General features: G+C 49.3%; 11 protein-coding genes. All 11 read left to right on the top strand.

Going from position 1 to position 21,060, the window contains the following annotated elements; genetic code table 11:
- Nucleotides 1–139: 139 nt before the first annotated feature.
- The 11 genes from ESB13_RS08625 to fucP all read left to right on the top strand — a co-directional run bounded on the left by ESB13_RS08625 (nucleotide 140) and on the right by fucP (nucleotide 21,047).
- Entirely contained in the window at nucleotides 140–844 is a 705-nt protein-coding gene (locus ESB13_RS08625) for a hypothetical protein (RefSeq protein ID WP_129002592.1), read from the top strand.
- Nucleotides 845–889: 45 nt separating this feature from the next.
- Complete coding sequence (locus tag ESB13_RS08620; RefSeq protein ID WP_129002591.1) at nucleotides 890–1,600, top strand: hypothetical protein; 711 nt, start codon at nucleotides 890–892, stop codon at nucleotides 1,598–1,600.
- Between the two features lie 265 nt (nucleotides 1,601–1,865).
- The gene (locus ESB13_RS08615; protein WP_129002590.1) at nucleotides 1,866–6,104 is read left to right on the top strand and encodes a two-component regulator propeller domain-containing protein; all 4,239 of its coding nucleotides are present in this window, start codon (nucleotides 1,866–1,868) and stop codon (nucleotides 6,102–6,104) included.
- Nucleotides 6,105–6,580: 476 nt separating this feature from the next.
- Entirely contained in the window at nucleotides 6,581–9,814 is a 3,234-nt protein-coding gene (locus ESB13_RS08610) for a SusC/RagA family TonB-linked outer membrane protein (protein ID WP_129002589.1), read from the top strand.
- Between the two features lie 9 nt (nucleotides 9,815–9,823).
- Entirely contained in the window at nucleotides 9,824–11,560 is a 1,737-nt protein-coding gene (locus ESB13_RS08605) for a RagB/SusD family nutrient uptake outer membrane protein (protein ID WP_129002588.1), read from the top strand.
- 39 nt (nucleotides 11,561–11,599) lie between these two features.
- Complete coding sequence (locus ESB13_RS08600; protein ID WP_164974140.1) at nucleotides 11,600–13,018, top strand: Ig-like domain-containing protein; 1,419 nt, start codon at nucleotides 11,600–11,602, stop codon at nucleotides 13,016–13,018.
- A 27-nt stretch (nucleotides 13,019–13,045) separates the two neighbouring features.
- Nucleotides 13,046–14,305: an alginate lyase family protein gene (locus ESB13_RS08595; RefSeq protein ID WP_129002586.1), complete on the top strand. Its 1,260-nt coding sequence runs from the start codon at nucleotides 13,046–13,048 to the stop codon at nucleotides 14,303–14,305.
- Between the two features lie 22 nt (nucleotides 14,306–14,327).
- Nucleotides 14,328–15,518, top strand: a complete 1,191-nt coding sequence (locus ESB13_RS08590) for a glycoside hydrolase family 88 protein (RefSeq protein ID WP_246022474.1) — start codon at nucleotides 14,328–14,330, stop codon at nucleotides 15,516–15,518.
- Nucleotides 15,519–15,567: 49 nt separating this feature from the next.
- Entirely contained in the window at nucleotides 15,568–17,466 is a 1,899-nt protein-coding gene (locus ESB13_RS08585; RefSeq protein ID WP_129002585.1) for a glycoside hydrolase family 97 protein, read from the top strand.
- 36 nt (nucleotides 17,467–17,502) lie between these two features.
- The gene (locus ESB13_RS08580; RefSeq protein ID WP_129002584.1) at nucleotides 17,503–19,815 is read left to right on the top strand and encodes a hypothetical protein; all 2,313 of its coding nucleotides are present in this window, start codon (nucleotides 17,503–17,505) and stop codon (nucleotides 19,813–19,815) included.
- A 5-nt stretch (nucleotides 19,816–19,820) separates the two neighbouring features.
- Nucleotides 19,821–21,047, top strand: a complete 1,227-nt coding sequence (gene fucP / locus ESB13_RS08575) for an L-fucose:H+ symporter permease (RefSeq protein WP_129002583.1) — start codon at nucleotides 19,821–19,823, stop codon at nucleotides 21,045–21,047.
- The last annotated feature ends 13 nt before the right edge of the window (nucleotides 21,048–21,060 follow it).

Genomic DNA, 21,060 nt, shown 5'->3' with positions numbered 1-21,060 from the left:
AAAGAGGAAAAGAGGCCCCCGCAAAGGGCCTCTTTTGTATTAAGTAAGCCGGATACCCCTTTTTTTATTCTTATGAATATTTTTCTGTTTATTTGACCCGCAATAGCTGAAAGCCCTGTATCACCCTAAACCTAAACACATGAAACACAAATGCTGCCTTTTCTTCGCAGGTATATTCTTCTCTGTTATAACTTTTTCACAGGATTTGAATATCAATGGCAATCTTAGAATAGGCAAACTCATCCCAGGCCTTACCGATACCGCGCAATGGGGAAAGCGTCTTTATTTCAGCGGCGCTTCCGAAAATTCCGACCCGCTTTGGATAGCCCGCTACAACGCAGGACCAGAAGCTTCTGAATTACGTGTGAACCTGGGAGATAACTATGGCGGCCAAACCGATAAGTTTATAGTAGGGGCAATTAAGTACGCGAACTTGACTTTTACCCCCGTTATGGCGGTTGTCGCAAACGGCAGGGTGGGAATTAATACGGTGGAGCCACAAGCCACCCTCTCCGTAAATGGTAACCTTTTGGCAAAAGGAATTAAAATTAAAGCAAATGGCTGGGCCGATTATGTCTTCGATTCAACCTACCGCCTCCGCCCGCTTGCACAGGTACAAGACTCTATAAAACAGAATAAATGCCTGCCAGGTATGCCCTCAGGCAAATCGTTGCTCGCCGAAGGGCTCGATCTGGCAGTGATCAATAAGTTACAACAGGAAAAAATAGAAGAACTTTTTCTCTATATGATCGGCCAGGAGGCAGAATTGAAAGAAATGACGCAAACACTGCAGGCGCAGCAACTACAAATAGACGCTTTATTAAAAGATCTTAGCCGCAAATAGCGCATTTTTTTGTGTTCATTTCAATATGCTTTAAAAGAGAACAGTATGAAACATGCCATGGCTTTAATTCTTCTATCGCTGGTTATCACTGCCGCTCCGGCATGGTCTCAGGATACAGCTACTAACGGACACGTAAGAGTGGGCCTGTATAATGGTGCCGTTACTGATACCGCTGAATGGGGAAAGAGACTTTATTTTGGCGGAGCTGCCGAAAACAATGATTCCTTGTGGATGACGAGGTACAATGTTGCGAGAGATCGGTCCGAAGTTCGTGTATGCGTTGGCAACGATTACCCTTCCGCAAAAGACAAGTTTATAGTAGGATGCGATTATGATGCCACTGGCAGGAATATCCTGGTAGTTCAGGCAGATGGTAAAGTGGGCGTAAATACCAGCACCCTCACCGAAGCACTGAATGTAAATGGCTACGTATATGCAACCCAGGCCAAAATTATTCTTACCGGCTGGGCCGATCATGTTTTCGACTCATCTTACCACCTTCGTTCCGTTAGTGAACTGGCCGGTTTTATTGCGCATAATGGTCATTTACCCGAAATGCCTTCCGCAGTCACTATTGATACCAATGGCATAAACACGGCAGAAATAAGCAAACTCCGGCAACTAAAAATAGAAGAGCTCTTCCTTTATCTTATCGCACAGCAAAAACGGAAACAGGAATTGTTACAACTCCTGGTAAAGCAGCAGCAACAATTAGCTGCTTTAAAAGCATACCACAGGCAACGTCTTGTGAAATAAAACCATAACCCAAACAATAGCATCGAACGGCTGAATAGGTAGCCGGACTTGAAGTCATCGGTACGCTTTTTGCGCGCCCCTAAGCTCTCTCCGGCACCGCCATTTCCTCCGCTGCGAAATAGTACGCTTTATATACCCGCCTTAAAGCCGCTTTAAACCTCAATAACCTCCTCTCCGCATCAACACCTCTTCCCAATCCCGCAACACTTTCTGCTAAAAAAATAGTAGCTTCCATCCGGTCGTAGCAAATTGGCCTCGTGCGCATATGAAATTACCTTCTGCTTACCGCAAAACAATATGTCTTGCGCTTCTATACTGCTTACTCTTCCCGGGAAATAGCTTTGCCTGGCCCGATCCCCCCATCAGTTACCTCGGCATCGAACAGGGACTGTCTAACAGCTCTGTCCGTAATATCTGCCAGGACGCCAAAGGCTTTATGTGGTTCGGTACGCTCGATGGGCTCAACCGCTTCGACGGCTACAATTTTAAAGTCTTCCGAAACAACAGCAAAGACTCAAACTCCATCGTCTATAACTATATCAACTGCATTACAGCCGATGGCCAGGGCAACCTCTGGGTAGGCACCCGCCAGGGTATAAGCGCTTACGACGGCCTGCTGGGCAAATTCAGAACAATTTCCTGCCAGCCCGCCAACGCACATCCCATCGCAAAGATCTCCGATGTCATCAGGGCCGTCGCCACAAACCGCAATAACGACGCCTTCATCGGCTCCGAAAACATAGGACTCCTCATCTGCTCCAAAAACAGCTCCATAGCAAAGCAATTGCCGCTGATCCTCGGTAACCGCAGCATCGTAAACTATTCCGTCCGATCCGTTCAAATGACATCCGACGGCAGAATATGGGCCTTCGTTCAAAACACCGGCATCTGCGAATACGATCCTGCAAAACAATGCCTGTCACTGAAATATCCATATGCCCGCCCCTCCGTGAATATGGCGGCTTCCGGTAACCAGTTGTGGTTCACGTCAGGTTTGCAACTCAACGTCTACGATATAAACACCGCAACCGCCCGCCAGGTCCTCGATCTCAACGGGAAGAACAAAGGCGCCAACCCCATCGTCACCGTCACGGTCGATAGCAAAGGCCAGGTCTGGATGGGCAGAAACGGAGATGGCCTCGTCATATGCAACCCCGCTGCTAACGAACTTAACTTCCTCGATGCAGGTGATAAAAAAGATCAGCTCAGCAACGGCGCCGTCTACGCAGTATATGAAGACCGCGAAAACAGGAAATGGATCGGCACCGACAGAGGAGGGGTCAACATCATCGACCCCCGTAAAAACCGCTTCCAGCTCTTCCAGCACGACCCCGCCAATGCATCCGGCCTCAATAGTAATATCATCCAGACATTTTACGAAGATGCAAAAGGCCTGATATGGATTGGTTCTGAAGAGAAAGGTGTCAGCGTCTGGAATCGTAACTCCAATACGTACAAGGTCTGCCGGCACATACCCGGCGATCCTAATTCCCTTTCGCAGGATAATGTCCGCTGCATTATAGGCGATCATCATAATAATATCTGGGTAGCCACCTTCCTCGGTGGCATCAACAAATGGGATCCCGCTACCGCTAAGTTCAAACGTTATGCCTTCAACAACCCCATAAACGGAAACCTCAACGAAGCCATTCAGCAGGTCTACGAAGACAAAGAGCATACTATCTGGACAGGAACACTGCGGCAAGGCGATAAACTCGGTGCACTCTATAGATACGATCCCGCGGCCGATAGCTTCCGCATCTTCGATCCATCCATATCCGATCTGTTTACACTCAAAGAAGATGCAAAAGGTAACTTCTGGGGAGGCACACTCGATCACCTCATCAGCATCGACAGGCGCAATAAACAACATCGGTCCTTCTTTATAGGATACACTATCTGGGATGTTTGTCTCGATAAACAAGGCTTCCTATGGGTAGCCACCGAAGGAGGTGGCCTCTTTCAGTTCAACCCCGCAACAGGCAAGATCATCCGTCGCTTTACCGCCGATGACGGCCTGCCCGGCAGCAGCGTCCTCAAGATCATCGATACCAACGACGGTTACTTCTGGCTAAGCACCTATCACGGCCTCGCGAAGTTCAACGTCGCTGAAAAAACATGCCATAACTACGATCAAAGCGATGGCCTGCAAAGCAACCAGTTCCAGTACAACGCAGCGCTGAAACTTCGCTCAGGTGAACTCATGTTCGGAGGGGTAAAAGGTTTCAACATCTTTAACCCAAAGAATATAGTTCCCATAACCAGTCAGCCAAGGCTGCTGCTTACAGGCATCTCCGTAAACTCTGTGTCGCTCGAAAACGACAACTCTTTTATCTCCGGGAAAGACAGCGCCGCCATCCACGCCATCACTGTGCCCTATAACAAAGCCGTATTATCATTCAGCTTCACCGCACTTGAATACTCTTCACCACAAAAGATCACCTACGCCTACTACCTCGATGGCTGGGATCGTAAATGGAATTATACATCCGATATCAGAACCGCAGCTTACACGCACCTTGCCGAAGGCAGTTACGTCCTGCGCATCAAATGCACCAATGTCGATGGCGTCTGGAACCCGCAGCAGGTCCAACTGCACATCATAATCCTGCCACCCTGGTATCGTAGCTGGTGGGCTTATCTCTTTTATGTTCTGGCCCTCGGTGCATTACTTTACCTCTATTTCTCATACAAAACTAAACAGGCACGCCTGCATTACCAGCTTACTATCGCCAACCTCAACGAAGCAAAAGCCCTGGCCGAACGTAACAAGGAAAGAGCGGAACTCGAAAAGGAAAGGGTCCTGAACGAAAAGGAAAAAGAGATCAATGAAAAGAGGCTTGCCTTTTTTACCAATATCTCCCACGAATTCCGCACCCCGCTTACCCTTATCATCAATCCCGCAAAAGAATTGATAGGCCAGGCAACACCGGAATATACAGGCACAACCCTGCTCCGCGTCATCTATAGGAATGCCCGTCGTATGTTGAGCCTGGTCGATCAACTGTTACTTTTCCGCAAAGCCGAAAGTGAAACCGATAAACTCCATGCCGCAAAGCTCAATTGCAGCGAGGTGTGTAAAGAAGTATATCTGTCCTTCACACAGCAAGCCAGGATCCAGCAGATAAATTATTCCTTCTCCTGTGAAAATGAAAACCTCGAGGTCTTTGCCGATAAGGAAAAACTGGAGATCATCCTGTACAACCTCATCTCCAACGCCATGAAATACACGCCCCGCGAAGGCGCCATCCGTTTCTCGGTCACCGAAAACAATAGAGAAATAGAGATCAGCGTAGCCGACAACGGCCAGGGCATCCCTCCCGAAGTGGGCGACCGCCTGTTTAATAAATTCTACCAGGCCGAAGGCATAGGCATTCGTAAACCTGGCTTCGGCATCGGCCTCTTCCTCGTAAAATATTTTATCGAACTGCATAAAGGCTCAGTACAGTACCAAAGCTCCGTAGGAAAAGGAACCATATTCTCTATCACCCTTTTAAAAGGGACAGCACATCTGCTCCCCGGGCAGCTTATATCAGCCGGAGAGCAACACTTCCTGTCCGGAACGCAATCGGCAGAACAAGCGCACAGCTTCCTCCGCGAACTCACGGAAAAAATAGAGGAACCTGGTATGAACGATGCGTCGCTCAACGCAACCAAACCGCTCGCCCCCCAGCTAAACGACCTCGTCACCGACAGGAAAACCATGGTCATAGTCGACGACGACAATCAGATCAGGCAATATCTTATAAGTGTCTTCCGGCAGCATTTTACAGTCTTCGAAGCCGCAAGTGGCGAAGCAGGCCTTACAACAGCCCGCGACCACCAACCCGATATCGTCATCAGCGATATTAAAATGGAAGGTATCACCGGCATCGACCTCTGTAAAGCCATCAAGGAAGACCCCGCTACCAGCCACATCCCCGTCATCCTGCTCACCGGAACATCTTCCCCCGAACTCCAGCTCGAAGGTGTCGAACGGGGCGCAGATGACTATATCACCAAACCCTTCGATATCAACCTCCTGGTTGCCCGCGTTAACAGCCTCCTCAAAAACAGGAACAACCTCCAGCAATATTTCTATGGAGAGATCACATTGGCTAAAAACAATACCAATGTCTCGGAAGAATACAAAGCCTTCCTCGAAAAATGTATCTCCATCGTCGAAAAACATCTCGACGACGAAAGCTTCAGCGTCAAAACCTTTATCTCCGAAATGGGCATGAGTCGCTCCAATCTCTTCCGCAAGGTAAAAGAGGTCTCCGGACTTTCCATCAATGTCTTTATCCGTTTCATCCGTCTCCGCAAAGCAGCCGAAATATTGATCAATACCAACAACAACGTCAACGAAACCGCCGCTATGGTCGGCATCATCGACGTCCAGTATTTCCGCGAACAATTCACCCGCCTCTTCGGAATGAAACCATCCGAATACATCAAAAAATACCGGAAACCCTTCGAAGGAAAATATAAGGTCAACCGCGATACGTTCCAGTCTGGTAAATAAAATAATGACAGAAAGTCAGCCGTCGAACAAGGCAACTATTGCCCGGTAGCGCATAGCCACCGCCGGACGCCCGCAAAGATCTAAAGCCGCCCAATACTTTTTTAACCCGCATCAAGGGGGTGTTTTTCTCAATTCCCGGAGTGGACAAAACAACCATTTTTTAAAATGTCCTTGCTTTTTATGCTCGATTTGGTCATTTTGACCTTGTTTTATGGCCTTTTTACCAAGGTCCTTCCTGGTTAACTTAGGATAATATTGCATCAGGTATTGCAACAGGCACTACCACAGATTATTGCCAATACTTAACGATTAATTCCCTTGTCTATGACATTCCGACATTACTTGCTGCAAACAACCGGCGCCACATCGCCCCCGGTTTTCGTATTATCACCTGGTCATTTTACCTCATTATTATTTAGCTGAACTGCCAAAGGCGATCCCCGGGGTCGCTGGAATAACAACTCAAAATCACAGCCATGTGGAGATTTAACCACCGTATCAAACGGTACAGTATTGTTGCCGGTACATCAGTGATACTGGCATTACTGGGAACAAACCCCCTTCCTGCATTCGCACAGGAACCTGCCGCCCCCGCCTCAGGTGTCCGCGCCAAAAGAACCGTAAAAGGTAGGGTCACCGATGCCACGGGTAAACCGCTCGCAGGGGTTACCGTTACCCAAAAAGGAACTTCCGTTGCCGTCGTTACCAACCAGGATGGTGCTTATAGTATCAATGTGCCATCAGGTCAGAACATCGTTCTCGAATTCTCAAACATAGGTTTTGCAGGAAAAGAATTGACGCTCACCCCGCAAAGCACTGCCGCCGATATTCAATTGCAGGAAGCCGCCAATAGCCTCAACGAAGTCATCGTCGTAGGTTATGGCACCCGCAAAAAAGAAACACTCACCGGTGCGGTTACAACCGTCAGCGCCAAAATGTTCCAGAACAAAGGCACCGTGGCTAGCCCGCTCCAGGCCATGCAGGGACAGGTGCCCGGCGTTATCATTACCCGCTCGTCAGCAGCCCCCGGCGATGAATCCTGGGCCGTGAAACTCCGCGGCGCCGTCTCCGCCAACGCTACCGAACCGCTCGTAATTGTCGACGGCGTTGCCCTCGATAGCTACCGCGAACTGCGGCTTATCAACTCCAACGATATCGAAAACATCAACTTCCTGAAAGACGCGTCAGCAGCCATCTACGGCTCCAGGGCCGCAGGCGGTGTCATCCTCGTTACCACTAAAAAGGCCAAAGCAGGTAAGTCTGCTGTTGAGTTCAACAGCACCTACTCCCATAAAATTGTAGGCCTGCAGCCACGGCTCATGAACATCGACCAATGGGCGAACGGCGTCATCGAAGCAAGAACAAACGATGGCTATGGCGCCGATGATGTATGGATAAGATATGCCAATCTCGCTATGGCCAATAAAGATGGTTATATCAACCTCCTCAACAGCGCAAACCCCATCCCCAACTTCGGAGATATCAAAGACTATGTCTTCCTCGATAATAACTGGACAGATATTCTCTGGGGAAATGCAGGCGCCACACAGCAGGATATCAGCCTCTCCGGCGGTAGCGACAGATCCACGTACCGCCTTTCCCTGGGCTACTTTGGCGATGATGGAACCCTGCAATGGGGCAACAATAACAACAAACGGTACAACCTCCGCCTCAACAACAACCTTAAAGTGTCCGACTGGTTTTCTATCGAATCGGTGATCGCATATAACAAACAGCACCAGCTGTCCCCGTCAATGATCGGCAGCGTATTAGGACAGGGATACGCGCAACCGGGCTTGCCCGCAGCAACGCTCAATGGTAAGCCATACGCATGGGGTGGACAATACACGCCCAACTGGTTCGCCGAACTGGGAGGCGATAACAAACTCAATGTTACCAGCCTCAACATCAGCGAAAACCTGCGCTTTAACCTCCGCTCCGATCTCAAACTCGTAGTAAACCTGGGTTACAACAACAGCTTCGCACAACGTAACGTACAGCAGAACAGCATCCAATGGTATAACTATGCCGGCACGCTGCAGGTGCAAACCAACCCTACGCAACCGGCAACCTACTTCTCCCGGAGTACGGCATCAACCGATTTCTATTCCGCCTCCGCTTACCTGCAATACGATAAAACGATCGCCGGTGATCATCACATCGCAGCAACGCTCGGTACCCAGTACGAATACAATCAGTACGACTACTATTGGGCGCGTGTCTTCAATATCAACAGCTCTCTCGGCGTGTTGAATGGCTCCGGCGAAGTGCAGATTGTAGACCCTGCTAATGCAAGTAACAAAACTACCCGTAACCACTACGCAGTAGGCTCTTACTTCGGCAGGTTCAACTACGATTATAAATCGAAATACCTCCTCGAAGCAAACGGCCGCTACGACGGATCTTCCAAGTTCGCACCCGCCAACCGCTGGAACTTCTTCTATGGCCTCTCAGGAGGATGGCGGATCAGTAAAGAAAACTTCTTCCGCCATAACGCCTCCCTCAGCTTTATCAACGAGTTGAAACTAAGAGCCTCTTACGGCATAGTAGGTAACCAGAGCGGTATCGATATGTACGATGGTGTTCAGCTCCTCAACATGGTTTCAGGTACCGGCGCTTATATCGGCGACGGACTGGCAACATATGTTACCACTACAGGTACCATGGTAAGCTATAATCGTACATGGGAAAAGATCCACAACTATAACATCGGTTTCGATTATGCTTTATTGAAAAATCATCTCACCGGCTCCGTCGATTGGTTTAAAAAGAAGAACAACAACATGCTGCTCTCACAAACCTATCCCGGCATCCTGGGCGCAAATGCACCCAAAGCCAATATCGGTGAGTTCGAAGGACATGGATGGGAAGCAACCCTCAACTGGTCCGGCGATCTTGGTAAAGTGCACTATACAGTAGGAGGTGCCTTCACCTGCGCTAAAAACAAACTCCTGAACTTCGGCGGCGCCAACGTGGTAAAACAAGGCTTCAACAGCGCAGTGGAAGGAAGCCCGCTCAACGCCATCTTCGGCCTTAAACTCGACGGCAGGATTCAAACCGAAAAACAACGCCAGGACTATCTCGATAAATACAATATCGGCAACGCCATAGGTTTGTCCAGCGCCATCCGTGTAGGCGATAACATGTATAAAGACGTGAACAACGATGGTGTCCTCGACATGAAAGACCTTGTCTACCTCGGCACCGATGATCCCCAGATCTCTTATGCCTTTAATATCGGCGCCGACTGGAAAGGCTTCGATTGCTCGCTCGTATTCCAGGGCGCCGGTCAAAGAACCACTTTCCGCGACGATGTTAACTGGCGTATCCCTTTCCGCTCGGTTTATCTCAATACAACCGATCAGTCCGTTGGCAATCACTGGACACCGGAGAACAGGGCGGCTTTCTTCCCTAAATATTCTACCAACAGCGCCGTGAACAACTACAACTACCAGGCGTCCGATTGGAGCGCCGAGAACGGGGCATATATAAGGCTTAAGAACATTGTACTGGGTTACACGCTACCAGCTGCAGTGCTCAGCAAGATCAGGTTCATCTCCAGGCTCAGGATCTATGCCGCCGCATCCGACATATGGGAATACTCCTATATCAACGATGGATGGGATCCCGAAGCAACACGCACCGTTTCTGCCGCACAACGTTACCCTTTCAACAGGGTTATCACAGGCGGTATTAATGTAACCTTTTAATGGACGATTATGAAAATGTTTAAAAATATAAGGGTCATCGCAACTGTAGCCTTGGGCATCGCTGCCGCTGTTATGGCCGGATGTAATAAAATGCTCGACCTCAAACCGCAGGACCAGATCTCCGATGGTAACTACTGGAATTCCGCTGCCGACTTTAAACTCTACGCCACCCAGTTCTATGCCTGGACACGCGACTTCGGCTCCGCCGTCTACGATGGCTACCACAGCGATACCCGCTCCGACCTGCTTACTTCAACCACGCCCAATATCTATAGCAACGGCACCAACTCCATCCCTTCCTCCGATGGCACCTTTACCGATGCCTATAAAAGAATACGACTGGTAAACGAACTTATCGCTAAAGCAGCCTCCTACAGCACCCCCTCCGAAATAGCTGTCTACACGGCCGAAGCGCGTTTCTTCAGGGCCTATATCTATTTCGAACTGCTGCAGCTCTACGGCGACGCCATCATTGTGGAAGGCCTCCCGCAAACCAACGACCCGCTGTTGACTGCGGCAAGAAACTCGAGGGAAGAAGTGTGCGACTTCATCATAAAAGATCTCAACGCTGCCATCCCAGATCTCCCGCTCCAGGGTAATATTACACAGGCCGATGCCGGCAGGGTAAGCAAAGGCACAGCACAGGCTTTCCTCTCCAGAGTGGCCCTCTTCGAAGGTACATGGCAGAAGTTCAGGAACAACACGGCGCGCGCCGCAATGCTGCTCGATATCGCAGCCAAAGCAAGCCTCGGCGTTATCAACAGCAAACAGTATAGCCTCTTTAAACCGGCTGCACTCGGAGACTCCGCACTGAAATATCTGTTTATCCTCGAAGATGTAAAATCAAATCCAGCATCCCTGAAGAAATCTTCCAATACCGAATATATCTTCTCCACAAGGCACGATGGTGTGATCGATCCCATTGGTTTGAACATCACACACAACTGCTTCGCCAACGCAGCCCAGATGGTAACACGCAAGTTCGCAACCATGTACCTCTGCGCCGATGGCCTGCCGGTTAACAAGTCGGCTGTCTTCGCAGGATACAGCACCATGACTTCCGAATTCCAGAACCGCGACAACCGCATGCGATATACTTTGATGCAGGGCCGTAAACCATACTGGCGCGAGTCCAGTCCCAGAGTTACCTGGCTCGGCGATGCCGCCGACCTGGCATCGGCAGTAACGTCATTTACCCCAGCGATAAACAGCGGCTACCACAACCAGAAATGGGCCACCGAAAGAGCGCTCACCACTAAATACGAAGGCTACGACTTCCCCATCATCCGTTATGCCGAGGTCCTGCTCAACTATGCCGAAGCCGTCTACGAACGCGATGGAGCCATCTCCGATCAGGACCTGGATCTCTCCCTCAACCTGGTCCGTAACAGGATCAACACAACCATGCCCAAACTAAGCAACGCTTTCGTTAACGCCAACGGCCTCGACATGCGTACCGAAATAAGAAGGGAAAGAACAGTTGAGTTCTACAACGAAGGCTTCCGCATCGATGACCTGAAACGCTGGAAAACAGCCGAAACCGAAATGCCGCAGGATATGCTCGGCATCAAATGGACGGGTACCGAATTCCAGACAGCATGGTCTAATGTCACCTTCCCTAAAAACGCAGATGGTTGCCTCATCATCGAAACCGGCCGCAAATGGACAAATAAAAACTACCTCTATCCCTTGCCCTCCGATCAGTTATCGTTGAATCCCAATCTCAAACAAAACCCCGACTGGTAGTAACTAACAACAACTGCTTTATCTCTAAAAAAGATGCATATGAAAAAGAATAAATTCCTTGCCTGCCATAAAATAGTAGCCGCAGTATTACCCGCCCTGCTGCTGGTTACCCTGGTGTCGCTCAACGCCTGTAAAAAACAGGATACAGCTGCGCCTGCCGTAGAAAAAACAATGGCGGCATCCATAGCCATCATTACCACCGACACCTTACCGGTGCTCCTCGGAAAAGATACAACCCTTACGGTGCGCCTGCTACCCGACTCCATTACCAACGCAGTACTGCTCTGGAAATCCAGCGACAGCTCCGTGGCAAAGGTCTCTCAGCAGGGCACAGTACATCCGCTGACAACAGGTATTGCCACCATCTCCGCAACAACAACCGATGGCAGCTGGCGCACAGCCGCTATTGTAGTCGAAGTAATAGACAAGATCACCTACATGTCCGGTCTAACACTCACTGCACCCGCAACAAGCTTGTACGAAGGTGATACCCTCGCCATCAAAGCCACCATCAACCCTTCCAACACCACCTATAAAACGCTGCAATGGAGCAGCAGCAATGAAACCATCGCAAAGGTTTCATCCACAGGCGTGGTAACGGGCTTGTCCGAAGGAAATGTTACTGTCACGGTTAAGGCGATCGATGGTAGCGGTGTTGCTAAATCAATGGCGCTCGAAGTAAAAGAAGTTGTCCTCGCAACCTCGGTAGATATTACTTCCGTTGTATCCGAAACAATGGCAGTAGGACAGATCCTGAAACTCGAATACAACGTATTGCCCGCTAATGCCACATTAGGTAAGCTCAAATGGTCCAGCGATAATCCCAATGTAGTATCCGTGTCTTCAGCCGGAATCATCACCGGCCTTGCAGGCGGCTCAGCCCGTATCACGCTTAAGGCAGAAGGTGTTGCCAATGTTACCGACTTTATCGATGTTTCTGTAGAAGAAGGAAAGCTCAACGATGTCTTTACTGGAACAACAACGCCATGGAAAACGCCAACCGCCAACGCTACCGGCATTATCCAGAATGATAAGTTCGTAGTATCCATGGCGCCCGGAGCCAAATACAGGGGCGACTTCCAGCGTACAGGAGGCGCAGCCCTTCATGCCGGTAAATTCCCGATCATCGCGTTTAAATTCAACAGGCCCGCAGGTACAGGTAACATTATCTTCGATACCAACAACGGCTCTTTCCTCAATGGTAATAACAAGCTCACAACAGTAACAGGTAAAGATGGCATACAGGTGCATTATGCCGATCTCTCAGCAGGCACATTTGGCGCCAGCGCCATAAAGTTGTCGGCTGCAAGTGTTACTAATCTAACAACCTTCCAGTTGAAAATCGCCGACTTTGTATTGTCTGCAACCGATATCGCAAACGGAGGCTATATCTACCAGGTATACTGGGTGAAATCATTCCCTTCACTGGCGGCACTCAACGAATACATCAACCGATAAGATCTGTTACCGTTAAAATATTTTAAAATGAATCTCTTGCTTAAAACGCTATGCAGTGGTGCACTGTTGCTCTTGCTGGCCTCCGCATGCACTAAACATAAATTCGACTTCGGCTCATGGGAAGAGGATAGCGTAGATACGCTTTCTAATCTCAAACTCGAACACCCCTGTATGCTGCATACCAACGCCGACTTCACCTTCGTGAAAGCAAAGGTCGACGCTGGCGCATCCCCCTGGAAAGAAGGCTGGGCCATACTTGCAGCCAGCAGTTATGCAAACGCCTCATATGCCTTTGCCCCCGTAGTAAAACTCATCCGTGGCGGCGGCTCCCGCGAAGAGCCCGATCCCGATAACTACGGCGCAGCCTATCGCGATGCCGCTGCGGCATACCAGCTCGCCCTCAGGTGGAAGCTCTCAGGCGATGTGGCCTTCGCCAATAAAGCAATCGCCATCCTCAACGCCTGGGCCGCAACCTGCACCAGCATCAACGGCGACTCCAATCGCTGGCTCGCATCAGGGCTCTACGGCTACCAGTTTGCGAACGCGGCAGAAATATTGAGAGGTTACTCCGGATGGGCCGCAGCCGACTTCGATAAGTTTAAAAAATGGATGCTCAATATCTTTTATCCCTTGGCGCTGAACTTCCTCGAAACGCATGGTGGTACCTGTAGTTCACACTACTGGACCAACTGGGATATCGCAAACATGAACACCGTCCTCGCGATCGGCATCCTTTGCGACGACCAGTCTAAGATCAACTACGCTATCAACTATTTCAAAAAAGGCGCTGGCACCGGCAACATTAATAACGCAGTGATCCAGGTCTTCGACGTGAACGGCGATAAACTCGGGCAGGGACAGGAATCAGGCCGCGATCAGGGACATGCCACGCTGAATATTTCTCTCTATGGCTCTTTTTGCCAGATGGCCTATAATATAGGTGTCGACCTGTTCGCCTACGATAATAACAAGGTCCTGGCGCTTGCCGAATACACAGCCAAGTACAACGTCGACCTCACAACAACAGTTCCGTTTACGCCCTATAAAAACTGCGACCCGGTATCCCTCACGCCGGAGCATACCACTGTTTCCGCCGCACAACGGGGTACCATTCGTCCGTCATGGGAATTGATCTATAACCATTATACAAAGGTCAAAGGCATAAAAGCCACCTGGAGCCAGAAGTTCGCAGAAGCCGTAAGGCCCGAAGGCGGCGGCGGCAACTACGGCCCCAATAGCGGTGGCTTCGATCAGCTGGGCTTCGGTACGTTGATGTATTCGAAGTAGGTATAGAAAAAACTAAAGTTTCATGAGTAAGACCATAATGAAGAAAAAGCTGTTCATCACGCTGCTGCCGGTTCTCCTGGCAGCAGCATGCGCAGCGCCTGCCAAAAACGATGCCCTCGCTTATTGTAAACAACAGGCCACAAAAACACTGGCCACTCTGCCCGCGCCCGATAGCATCCCAAGAAGTATTGCCAACGGACAGCAGGCATGGAAACTGGTGAACTACAAAGATTGGACAAGCGGCTTCTGGACAGGTATCTGCTGGTATCTCTACGAATACTCGGGAGAGGCAAAATGGAAAAACGCAGCAATAGCTTCAGGCAATGTACTCATACCGTTAACAAAGGAACCGGTGATCGATCACGACCTTGGCTTCCAGCTCTATTGCAGCATTGGCAATGGCTACAGGTTAACAGGCGACAGCAGTTATAGATCCGTATTGCTTGCAGCAGCCGATTCCCTGGCTACCCTCTTTAACCCGTCAGTTGGTACCATCCTGTCATGGCCAAGAGCCGTACCAGGTATGGATTGGCCCCGGCACAACACCATCATGGATAACATGATGAACCTCGAATTGCTTTTCTGGGCCGCCAGAAATGGTGGTCAGCGAAAACTCTACGATATCGCTGTCTCACACGCCACCACCACCATGAAAAATCATTTCAGACCCGACTATACATCTTATCATGTAGTACTCTATGATACGCTCACCGGAAAAAAACTGAAAGCCGTTACCCACCAGGGATATGCCGATAACAGCATGTGGGCGCGCGGACAAAGCTGGGCCATCTATGGCTTTACCATGGTCTATAGGGAAACAAAAGACCCCGTCTTTCTTAACTTTGCGCAAAAGGTAACCGATGTCTACCTGCAACAACTGCCGGATGATTTAATTCCTTTCTGGGACTTTAACGATCCCGCTATCCCCAACGCACCACGCGATGCATCTGCAGCCGCAGTAACAGCCTCCGCTTTGTTGGAACTATCCTCCTATATAAAAGACCCGCCCAAAGCCCGCATGTATAAAAGTAAAGCAGAGCAAATGCTGGCAAGCTTGTCAGCAGCAGCTTATCAAAGCAGGGAACGGAATAATGCTTTCCTCCTGCATAGCACCGGCCATAAACCCAATGGCGGTGAAATAGATGCATCTATCATCTACGCCGATTACTATTACCTCGAAGCCTTGCTGCGCTGGAAAAAACGAAACAACTAAGAATAAATAAAACAGAATAGAACGGCCATAAGGCGAAAACAGGTATGATATGAAAACAATTATCTTGGCAATTACAATACTGGCGCTGCAGACTGTTAAAGTAAAAGCCCAGCCGGTAATAGAAAATACAAGACAGCAGCTGGTGTCACCGGATAAACAACTGGTCTTTTCTTTCTATCAAAAGAAATTAACCGATAGCACCAAAGCCATGTACTACTCCGTTGCATACAAAAATACCCCCATCGTCCTGGAGTCTGCTTTAGACTTGCAACTGGATAACTTATTAAGTGAACAGGCCATGGCCCTCAAAATAGACCGCCATGCAAAATGGTGCGAAAACCTGGAATTTACAGGCGTCAGCCATTTCTCAAAAGATACAACATGGCAACCCGTTTACGGCGAAAATAAAAACATCCGTGACCACTACAACGCTTTAATAGTTCACTTCGTAAAAGAGGATAACCCCATCTATAAGATCGATATCGAAGTAAAAGTATTTAACGAAGCCGTCGCCTTCCGCTATTTCTTCCCCGAGAATGAAAAAGGCACCTACTATCGCGTAACCGCGGAGAATACCGAATTTGCAATGCCGCAAAATACCAAGGCATGGTTTACCGGCTGGGCACAGGGCGCTTATCAGTTACTGCCTTTGCAGCAATGGCCGCAACAGGCCGAGCGCCCGCTTACAATGGAATTGCAGAACGGCTGGCAGGTTTGCCTCGCAGAAGCGGCAATGATCGATTACGCACGCACCAAATTCACTCTTGCCGCTGGCAAACCCAATACTATCCAAACGGCCATCTATACACCTGCCGATCTTATCTCCCCCATAGCAACGCCATGGCGTGTTATCATGGTCGCAGAAAAGGCCGCAGACCTCGTAAATAATAACTTTGTACTGCTGAACCTGAATGCACCCCCCGCCATCAAAAACACCGGTTGGATCAAACCCGGAAAGATTATCAGGGTAATGACGCAAACCACCAAAGATGCTTTTGAAAATATCGATTTCGCAGCAAAACACAACATGCAGTACATCCTGTTCGATTGGAAATGGTACGGCAATGCCTTCTCTTTCGACGCCGACGCTACTAAAGTGGCTATCCCCGATTTCGATCTTCCCGCAATCATTAAATATGGAAACGAAAAAGGCATTGGTGTATGGCTTTACGTTAATTTACAGGCATTATATGCCCAGTCCGATTCTTTGTTTGCCGTATATAAAAATTGGGGCGTGAAAGGTGTGAAGTTTGGTTTCGTAATACCTGGCTCGCACAGATGGACTACCTGGATCCAAAATGAATTTAAGCTGGCAGCGCAAAACGAAATAATGGTGAACGTGCACGACGATTGGCGCCCTACAGGCGAACAACGCACCTGGCCCAACCTCATGACCGCAGAAGGCATTAGAGGCAACGAAGAAATGCCCTCGGCTACACATAATACCATCCTTCCGTTTACCCGATTCATAGCCGGCGCCGCCGATTATACCATTTGCTATTACGATAAAAGGATCAAAACAACACACGCACACCAGCTGGCAATGGCCGCTGTTTACTATAGCCCCATTCAAACGTTGTTCTGGTACGATAAACCAGCTATGAGCGAAAATGAACCCGAACTGGCTTTCTGGGATAATATTCCCGCCAGTTGGGATGAATCGAAAGCACTGCAGGGTAGTCCCGGCGCTTACATTACCATGGCCCGCAGAAGCGGCAGCAACTGGTTCGTAGGTACGCTCAACAACGATACCGCAAGAACCATCCAGCTCTCATTCGGTTTCCTGCAGCCAGGAAAAAAATATACCGCTACCTGTTTCGAAGACGATGAGAATGCCCCCACGAAAACAAAGGTCGGTATCCGGAAATGGACCATCGATAGCAGATCAAAAAAAGACGTCCTGCTCAAAGCCGCAGGTGGACAGGCTATCTGGATTACACCACAGTAATTATAAATAACATACCATAAATGCAAATACGATAAAATGATTGCAATTAAAAAACTGGGTTTTCTTAGCCTGCTACTGCTCGCAGCCAACTGCTTCGCACAGAAGGGAACTCCCTTGACCGATCACCTTGTATTCGGCAGCGATGCTTCTGAAAAAGCGCATGCCTTTACCAGCAATAAGTCACAGATCATTGCAGGCTTATTGAATGAACCTGCCCGTATCCTGCTGCCAATCGATACGGGCAACTGGCAGGGCGGCTCCGTAAAATTTACAGTAAAGGTCGATCCCGTTAACCAGAACTATATCACCGTCCGCCTTTCAGGCAACGACGTTACCCAAAATCTGCTTAACCTCATCTGTGAAGGCAAACAGGTAGGATACCGTCACCTGGGCGATATCGAATTGTTCGACCTCAGTACAGATGCTCCTTTCAAGAACGGATGCTTCTATTATAAAACCTCACCCTTGCCCTTCAACCTTACACAGGGTAAGCAAACTGTTCAGCTCGAGATCCGCAGCTCTGGCCGCATCTGGGGCTATGGCAGCACCTTCGAACGCTATCAATACCCCATGACCGAACCAACCAGGGGTATCTATAATATCTACATCCATTCCAATAGTAGTTTTGTTCCCAACCCTTCAGAAAAACAGGGAAGAATGCCCGCACCGCAAAAAGCGCCGCCGGAAGCAGGCGACTTTATAGCCCAGGTCAAAGCAAAAATAGATACTACCATCGCAGGCCTGCTCCGCCAGCCAAAACCACTCAGCCAGGTGCAGATGCAGTTCCTCGCAAAAGCATGGCATATTCAATGGACATCCGCATTCCATAATAAACTGGTAGAAGATAAAATCCTCGCTGGCCTCGATAGTATTTATGTTGCCTACATGCATAACCCCGCATTGGCGCAGGAAGATCCCGCTACCTGGAACCCCGACTGGTTTGGCCTTGGCATCACCGGCCAGGTCATCTGGTTACTCAATAAACCACTTGATACAAAACTGCAGCAGCAAATAACTTATCCTGGTCTGCAATCAATTACCCGCAAAGAAGCCTACGCCCAAATGCTGGTAGCCTGCCGCGACTGGCATGCCATGCATCGAAGAATGTACACCAACCAATCTATGATCAATGACCTGTATGGAATCTATTACGCGAATAAAGGCCTGCAGCAACTGAACGCCGCGAAGGCCGCTCCTGAAAAGGATGTGCTGCGTTACCTCTACGAATCCATGGGCATGCAGCCATGGCTCGGCAGTGACGATGCCAGCGGAAAACCCACGCGCTCCGCCGGCAACAACTACTGGCAACTCACCGCTAAAGCGCTTACTAAAGAACTCGGATACGTAGGCAACTACGGCGAGGTCCTCGACTGGATAGCAGAGATCTACGACGCAACAAGACCAGCTCCCGGGCTACCCGGCGATCTTAAGATAAAAGAACAGGTCGAAAAAATGGCGCTCGCCCGTATGATCTTCCGTTACCCCGCTACTGATGCCGATGGCTTCAGCGTTATGCGCCTCCAGGTAATCGTAGGCTGGCGCGATACGCACTATCCGGGTGATATCACCTACCTGCAGCGACCATCATGGGATGGTAATCCCTTCCAGGTTGCTGTAGCTACAGAACATCCTGCGTTACTCGCATTCGCCCGCCAGCAGTTAGAGGATAACCAGTTCTTCAAAAACTATAAGTCCAATATCGATAGCAAAAACTTTAGGGTAATAGCAGCTTTACTAACCGTTCCGGGCGATTATGAAAAGGTTTTGAACAGCGCAAAGCAAAACATTCAAATGCCGATGGCAAAACGCCAGCCCGATTTTGTCTTCTCCGATGAAGAAGATGGGGTAGTGGCTGTTAAGAATGGCGATGAATATTTCTATGCATCCCTCTACTGGCGCGCACGGCATGGCATCAATAAGTTAGGAAGGGTACACCTTATCCAGCCCGGCTTCGATAGAATAGCCACCGTATATGAACACCAGGAATTTGAGCCCAATGGTAATTATTATACCATCCCCAACTATACCAATTTCGGATTCGGTAACGGCGGCCCCCGTTACCCGGATACCACCCGCTCAGCCCATGAAGGCCTCGTCCTCCCGGTAGCAAAGATCCCTGCCGATGCCAACTATAAGAATGGACAGGAACATCCCGCAGCAGGAAGAGCCTCCATCTATAAGCTCCAATACGATCGCTATCTGGTGCTCATGAATAACAGCAAAAAAGAATATACCCTTAAGATCCCGGCACTCTTTAAGAATGCAGCAAACCTGTCCGATCGTAAAAAAAGAATAACAACCAATTCCCTTATCATAAAACCAGGCACTACACTCGTGCTGTATAAATAACACAGATGGACAAGGTTAAATTCACCGAAAAGCGTTTCATAATTGTTTTCATCTTCGTTACCTCGCTCTTTATGTTCTGGGGTATAGCCCACTCTATGAGCGATGTATTGAATAAACACTTTCAGAATGTCCTCAAAGTATCTAAATCCCAGTCTGGCCTTATCCAGCTTTCCGTCTTCGGAGCTTATTTCGTCATGAGCATTCCCGCAGGTTTGTTTATGAAAAAATATGGATATAAAATGGGCGTGCTTTTAGGTCTTACGTTATTTGCCCTGGGCACCTTCCTCTTTGTGCCTGCAGCCCAGGCCGCCTCATTCTCCTATTTCCGGCTGGCGTTGTTTATTCTCGGATGCGGCATGGCTACCCTCGAAACAGTAGCGCATCCCTTCGCCGCCTCTCTCGGCGATCAGCGCGCCAGCGACCAACGCGTTAACTTCGCACAATCTTTTAACGCGGTAGGCGCCATCATTGGCCCCGCTATAGGCTCCTACTTTTTATTCGGGAGCGGCACACACGCCGCCGGCGGCGATATCCTCGATTCTGTAAAATCACTTTATTGCTCCATAGGTATATGTATCGCACTCGTAGCGCTGGCATTCGCCTTCGTAAAAATACCGGCCCTTACAAATCCGCATGCAGCCACAGCTTCCGCCGATGCAGTCAACGTCGATACCAAACCCGGTAAAAAACTCTTCCAGCACCGCCACTTCGTTTGGGCAGTGCTGGCACAGCTTTTCAACGTAGCCGCACAGGCAGGCACCTGGAGCTACTTCATCAACTATGGCCACGAAAAAATGGGGTTCACCGACGAAAAAGCTGCCAACTTCATGGTGCTCTTCATGGCTATGATGGCCGCCGGCAGGTTCATCGGTACATACCTCATGCGCTTCATTGCACCCAATAAACTGCTCGCCGCTTTTGCCACGGGAAGCATCATCGCATGTATCATCGTAGCACAGGCATGGGGATGGTTCTCTTATGGTGCCCTTTTCTCCATCAATTTCTTTTTCAGCATCATGTTCCCCACCATCTTTAGCCTGGGACTGAAAAACCTCGGGAAACACACCCAGCAGGCCTCTTCCTTTATCTCTATGGGCGTGGTCGGAGGCGCTTTCTTTCCCATGATCATGGGTACTGTTGCCAATCACGATATCGCAAAAGCCTACTATCTTCCCATCATCTGTTACTTTGTAATATTCCTCTTCGCAGCAAAATTTTACAAGGTGAAATAATAGGTATTGTACG

The sequence above is a fragment of the Filimonas effusa genome (assembly GCF_004118675.1).
Classification (GTDB): Bacteria; Bacteroidota; Bacteroidia; order Chitinophagales; family Chitinophagaceae; genus Filimonas; species Filimonas effusa.
This window is presented reverse-complemented; position numbering and strand designations above follow the sequence as displayed.